Origin of the sequence: Streptomyces sp. SID3343, assembly GCF_009865215.1 — a bacterium.
GTDB lineage: Bacteria > Actinomycetota > Actinomycetes > Streptomycetales > Streptomycetaceae > Embleya.
This window is the reverse complement of record NZ_WWJX01000652.1, coordinates 1-5,804: the sequence shown is the minus strand read 5'-3', so window position 1 is coordinate 5,804 and position 5,804 is coordinate 1. Positions and strand designations below refer to the sequence as shown.

At 71.1% G+C, this 5,804-nt stretch carries 7 protein-coding genes and 1 pseudogene; 5 read left to right on the top strand and 3 right to left on the bottom strand.

Features of this window, described 5'->3' with window-relative positions:
• A partial coding sequence (locus GT354_RS54230; protein WP_237535265.1) for a hypothetical protein occupies window positions 1-272 on the bottom strand: 272 nt, incomplete at its 3' end.
• Window positions 273-388: 116 nt separating this feature from the next.
• Here GT354_RS54230 and GT354_RS20125 point away from each other — a divergent pair.
• From GT354_RS20125 to GT354_RS20105, 5 genes are all read left to right on the top strand, one after another.
• On the top strand, window positions 389-1,477 hold the full coding sequence (locus tag GT354_RS20125; RefSeq protein ID WP_161357690.1) for a hypothetical protein: 1,089 nt from the start codon (window positions 389-391) through the stop codon (window positions 1,475-1,477).
• A gap of 50 nt (window positions 1,478-1,527) precedes the next feature.
• On the top strand, window positions 1,528-2,076 hold the full coding sequence (locus GT354_RS20120) for a hypothetical protein (RefSeq protein WP_161357689.1): 549 nt from the start codon (window positions 1,528-1,530) through the stop codon (window positions 2,074-2,076).
• Between the two features lie 74 nt (window positions 2,077-2,150).
• Window positions 2,151-2,951, top strand: a complete 801-nt coding sequence (locus GT354_RS20115; RefSeq protein ID WP_161357688.1) for an SDR family oxidoreductase — start codon at window positions 2,151-2,153, stop codon at window positions 2,949-2,951.
• Between the two features lie 267 nt (window positions 2,952-3,218).
• Window positions 3,219-3,500, top strand: coding sequence for a hypothetical protein (locus GT354_RS20110; protein WP_161357687.1), 282 nt, complete (start codon window positions 3,219-3,221; stop codon window positions 3,498-3,500).
• A gap of 374 nt (window positions 3,501-3,874) precedes the next feature.
• Window positions 3,875-4,804, top strand: a complete 930-nt coding sequence (locus tag GT354_RS20105) for a helix-turn-helix domain-containing protein (RefSeq protein WP_161357686.1) — start codon at window positions 3,875-3,877, stop codon at window positions 4,802-4,804.
• Between the two features lie 40 nt (window positions 4,805-4,844).
• Here the strand turns inward: GT354_RS20105 and GT354_RS20100 are convergent.
• Window positions 4,845-5,249, bottom strand: a pseudogene (locus GT354_RS20100) (GAF domain-containing protein); the annotation flags it as partial.
• Between the two features lie 31 nt (window positions 5,250-5,280).
• Window positions 5,281-5,804 (bottom strand): response regulator transcription factor (locus tag GT354_RS20095; RefSeq protein ID WP_161357685.1); only part of this gene is annotated, 524 nt, incomplete at its 5' end.

The following is a 5,804-nucleotide window of genomic DNA, read 5'->3' as shown; positions in this document are numbered from 1 at the left end:
GTTCCGCCGGGGCCGGCGGCCGCCGGCGCGCTGCGTCCAGGTAGGCGACGGCGTTGGAGATCCGCTCCGTGCGCCGCGCCGGCGTCGGCGCGCACTTCGGCGCGGTCCAGGGGCATCGCGACGTCGGTGACCAAGGGCCGCACTCGTCCGGCGAGTTCGTCCAGGCGGGCGGGTCGAAGCCGTACCCGCGAGCCGCGCCGATCCTGCGGGAGGCGCTCCGCGACGCGAGCGCGAAGGACCGCGCCCGGGCTGCCACCGCAAGCCCCCGGCATTCGAATATGCGAATGATGCAGGTGCTATTTCGAACAATCGCTCTTGTGATCCGGGCTGTGGGCACCTAGCCTCACAGCCACCCGAACGTCCCGTCTCCTCGACCTAGGAACGCCTCATGGTTGACATCGCCTCGGCTGTGCCCGCCCACGACCCGGGCGCCGGTACGCACGTTCTGCCGGATTGCCTGGCGGAAACCGTCTACGCCTGGCTGGAGGAACGAGGGTGGGGCGACGGCCTGCCGGTCGTGCCCCCCACTCGGGAGCGGGTCGAGGCCATGCTGACCGCGTACGAGGGTGATCCCGACGAGGTCATCGGCGCATTGCCGCCTCGGCTCGGTGAGGCAACCCCCAGGGTGCTGGCGGTGAACGCGGTGATGGCCGGCTGCAGCCCACGGCTGCTGCCCCTGCTCGTCGCCGCGATCCGGGGTATCTGCGCGCCGGAGTTCAACCTGCGCGGGGTGAACTCCACGACCCACCCGGTGTCGGTGATGGTGCTCGTACACGGAGAGGCCGTCCGCGCGGCCGGCTTCAACGCCGGGACGGGGACGCTGGGCCCGGGCAACCGGGCGAACGCCACGTTGGGCCGGGCCGTGCGCCTCGCGCTGCTGCACATCGGCGGCGGCACCGCCAAGGGCACGGCCGACTCGGGCATGGGGGACGCGGCGACCCACGGACAGCCGTCGAAGTACACGTTCTGCTTCGCGGAGAACGCCGAGGCGAGCCCCTGGCCGGTCTACCCTCGCGCATTGGGCCTGGACGCCCGCAGCGCGGTGACCGTGGCCGGCATGGAGAACCCGCACAACATCCACGACATGGAGACGCGCGGAGGGCCGGCGCCGATTCTCGACAAGACGGCCACCGTCATGGCGACGTTCGGGGTCAACAACGCGGTCGTCTCCAGCGCGGAGTACTTCATCGTCCTGGGCCCCGAGCACGCCGCCACCATTGCCGGTGCCGGATGGGCGCGCCAGGACGTCCAGGCCTACCTGTTCGAGAAGGCGCGGCGCCCCGCGGGCGACTTCCGCCGGCACTTCCAAAGCTCGATGTGGCGGCCGTGGATGCGCGCCCTGGGTGACGACGACCTACAGCCGATGACCGAAACCGCCGACAACATCCGCGTTCTCGTCGCGGGGGGACCCGGCAAGCACTCGCTCGTGATCCCCAGTTGGGGCCTCACCCGCAGCGTCACCACCCCCGTCGGCTGAATCCACTCGCGCTGTCCCGCTTCGACAGCCGCTTTCGAAAGGTAGGGCCCATGGCCGTCACCCTGTTGGATCCGGCCGGCCGCGTCGGCGAACCGACCAAACAACTCGCGCCCGGTCTCCAGGTGTTGACCGGCGCGCGCATCGCCGTCCTGGACAACCTCAAGCCGCACGCCGGCTACATCCAAGGCGCCATCGCCCGCCTCCTGGCAGAACGCACCGGAGCGGTGGTCACCCTGGAGATCCCGAAGGTCAGTGCCGCACTGCCGGCCGAACCCGAAGTCTTCGACCGGCTCAAGGAATCGGCGGACCTCGTCATCACCGGTTCGGCGGATTGCGGTTCGTGCACGTCGTGGAGCTGCCACGACACCGTCGTCCTGGAGCAGGCAGGTATCCCCACCCTCCTGCTGGCCACCGCGGGATTCACCGAACTCGCCCACCAAGTCACCGCGTTGTACGGGCTCCACCGGGCCCGCGTGCTGACCGTCCGCGGTCCCCTCGGTGGTTCGACCGACGCCGAACTCGACACGATGGCACTCGAAGCCCTCGAAAACGCCCTGGTTCTGGCGACCACCACACCCGCGGCCCCGACTCCCGCGTGAACCCGCGAACCACCCCGGGCGGACCCGCCCGCCCGGGGCCACACGTCCTCCCCACAGCCAAGGAGCACTCGGCCATGACCATCCAGATCTCCCTGGCGGGCAAGTCGGCACTGGTCACCGGCGGCGGCGCGGGCATCGGACGAGCCGTCGCCGTCGGACTGGCCCAAGCCGGCGCGAACGTCGCCGTCACCGACATCGTCGCCACCGCCGCGCAGGAGACCTGCGAACTCGTGCGCGCCGAGGGGCGCGAAGCAATCGCGCTGATCGGCGACATGACCGATCCGGACCAGGTGGATCAGCTGGTCGAAGAGGCCGCGCAGCGCCTGGGCGGAGTGCACATCGGCGTGAACAACGTCGGCATGCTGGGCAAGCACACCGCCGCGCCGTTCCTCGACTGGACGGCCCAGGCGATGTCGGACGTGGTGACCGGCAACCTGCTCGCCACGATGTACTCGTGTCAGGCCGAGGCGACAGCCATGATCGGCCGAGGCATCAACGGGGTGATCGTCAACGTCACTTCCGGCGAGACCACCCGACCCGCCGTGCGACTGGCCCCGTACGGAGCCGCGAAGGCGGCGATCAACCACCTCACCCAAACCCTCGCCGTCGAGCTCGCGCCACACCGCATCCGGGTCAATGCCGTCGCACCCGGCACCACCCTCACCCAAGACGTGGCGGCACGACTCGGCGCCGAGTACCGACAGGCGCTGAAGGCGTCCATCCCGCTCGGCGGTGAACTCTCCGACCCCCGGGATCTCGCCGACCTCGTCCTCTTCCTCGCCTCGGACCTGGCCGCCCACACCACCGGACAGTTCCTGCTCTCCGACAACGGGGCCTTCCTCTCCCGCAGCCGCCCGGGACTCACCGCCGACTGACCCACCGCCCGCGGCCGTGCAGCCCGGCCGACGCAGCGCACGGCGGGTCCCCGGGCCGAACCGAGCTCGTCGATTTCCCAGGCCGAATCGGGCTTGTCGATTGCCTGCCCCCGGTGGAGCAACAACGCGGCCCCATCGGCGCGTTCGCAGCCCAGCCTCCACAGCGCATCGGGAGTCGACGGCCGCACCGTCGAACCGTCGAACCGTCACCAGCCCATCGCCCCGCCGGCCACTCTCCCGCACCGTCGACATGCGTTAGGAACGCCCGTGACCGACAAGGACATCAGCGACGACGCCGTGTCCCAGGCGCTTGCCCCTCTGGCCCAGGCCCTCGCCGCCGACGACTACCAGCTGGACTGCACCCGTTCGGCCCCCCACCACGTCCTGATGACGGTCACCGCCGGCCCCGCGGCCTGCGCCGACTGCCTGGTCCCCAAGGAACTCACCGAGCGCATGGCCCTGCAGCGCCTGCGCGCACTCGGCCCGTCGGCGCCGTGGGCGGTGGAGGTCCGCTACCCCGCCGACCCGGCGGAGACGATCACCCGGTGAACCAACGACGTTCACAACCTGATCGTTCGACGCATGACTGTTGCACAAAATGCTTCCGACGGCGCCGATGTCACCGTTGCGCCACCTGTCGCGGGCGTGGAGGTGGGACCTGACCCGGCCACTCACGATTTCTTTCGTATGGACGAACAGGCAGATCGACTGTGCGCATACACGCGCCGACGGTCCCGCGCGACCACGCCCGTCCTGCCGGGCTGCCCATCCCGGACGAACGACCGGGCCCACCGACACCACGGTCTCCACGAGACGCGCGCCGCTCGCTCCGGCGCATGCGGACGACTCGGTAGGGTGTGGCGCGCCCGAGAGGCAGCCTGAGCAAGGCCGGGCACCGGACACGAGCAGGGAGTAAACCAGCCATGGCGGCGGTCGACGACGGCGCAACGGGCACGGCACCCTCAGGGGCGAGTCCGTCGCCACCGACCGACCGGGTCATCGGTGTTCTGGAACTCCTGGCGAGCCGCCCCGCGCACCCGTTCAGCCTCAGCGACATCACTCGGGCGCTCGGCATGAGCAAGGCAACGTGCCATGCGGTGACATCGAGCCTCGCAGGCGCCGACTACCTGATCCGCAACCCGGCCGACAAGACGTTCACCCTGGGTCCGGCCGTCGTCGCGGCGGGCCGCGCGGCGGAGCAGGCGTACCCGGCGGTACACCTCGCCCAGGCGGAGGTGGTGACCATCGCCGAGGAACTCGGGCTGCCGACCACCGCCGCGATCCGCAGCGAGGAGCACCTGGTGATCGTCGCGCACGCGGGCACCGGCCCGGACGCGGGGGCCGTGCGCATCGGCCGCCGCATCCCCTTGGCGCCGCCGTTCGGCGGCGTGTTCGTGGCGTGGGCCGACGAGGCCGTCATCGAGGACTGGGCGGCGCGCACCGACCGCCTCGCTCCACGCGAGCCGCTGCTCGACTCGCTCGCCGCCATCCGCGCGCGCGGCTACAGCGTCGAGCGCCTGACGCCCGCGGGTGTACGACTGCGCCACGCGCTCGCGGATCTCAGCGACGACCCGCTCGCCGAGGGCCTTCAGCCGATGGTGATGGCGCTCTTGGCGGAACTGCGACAGGCCGAGTACCTCCCGGGCGACCTCGACGGCAACGGTCGGCACCCGGTCAGTGCCATGAGCGCACCCGTCTTCGATGCCGAGGGCCGCACCCAGATGAACCTCTCGGTGCAGCCGCACCGCGAGATGACCGCGCGCGAGATCGACCGCGCGGGGCGCCGCCTGCTCAAGGCCTGCGCCCGCATCCTGCAAGCGATCGGCGGGAAGCCCCCGACGCATCGCCCCTGAGCGGAGCGCAGTGCGGCTACGGCCGTCGTCTTCGAACACGTCACACGAACACTCGAACTCGCCGTGGAAACGGAGGCTCCGCACGGCCACGTTTCCCGGGCACCGTCGCCGACGCGGTCGGCAGGTACGCGCCGAACGTCTCCGCAGCCGGCTCGTCGGCGCGTCCCGCAGGCAGCAGGCTGTGCTGCAAGGGCCGGTGCGATCCGGCGCTCGCGGGCGTATCGCCGGGCGTCGTCGCGCTCAGCGCCACTCGCGAGGCGACCTCCTCCAGCAGCCGGGCGTCGTCCTCGTCGAAGGGATCCGGGCGCTCGGTGCGCCACAACTGCGCGGCGCCGAGCAGATGGCCGCCGGCGAAGAGCGACACCGCCAACGGGCTGTGGCCGCCATCCGTGTTGCGGTCGACAGGCCACCCTCTCCGTGGCGGAAAGACCGTCGTGGCGCCGGTCCGGAACCGGGACGCGGTGCGGGGGCTCCGCTCACGTCCCGGGCTTGACCAGGCCGGTTTGGTAGGCGATGACCACGAGTTGGGCGCGGTCGCGGGCGCCGAGTTTGGTCATGGAGCGGTTGACATGTGTCTTCGCGGTGAGCGGTGTGACGTGCAGGCGCTCGGCGATGTCGTGGTTGGACAGGCCGAGCGCGGTGAGGATCATGACCTCACGTTCACGGGGGGTGAGGCGCTCCAGGGCTCGGGCGCTGTGCGCTTCTCCCGGGGTGGGCTGGGTGAGGAAACGGGAGATGAGCTGGCGGGTGGCGACGGGGGACAGGAGGGAATCTCCGGCGGCAACGGTGCGGATGGCCTCCAGGAGGTCCGGTGGGTCGACGCCCTTGCCGAGGAAACCGCTCGCACCGGCGCGCAGCGCGTCGACGACGTGTTCGTCGACCTCGAAGGTGGTGAGGATCAGGACTTTGACGCCCGCGAGGTCCTCGTCGGAGCCGATGCGGCGAGTGGCCTCGATGCCGTCCAGGACAGGCATGCGGATGTCCATGAGGACGACGTCGG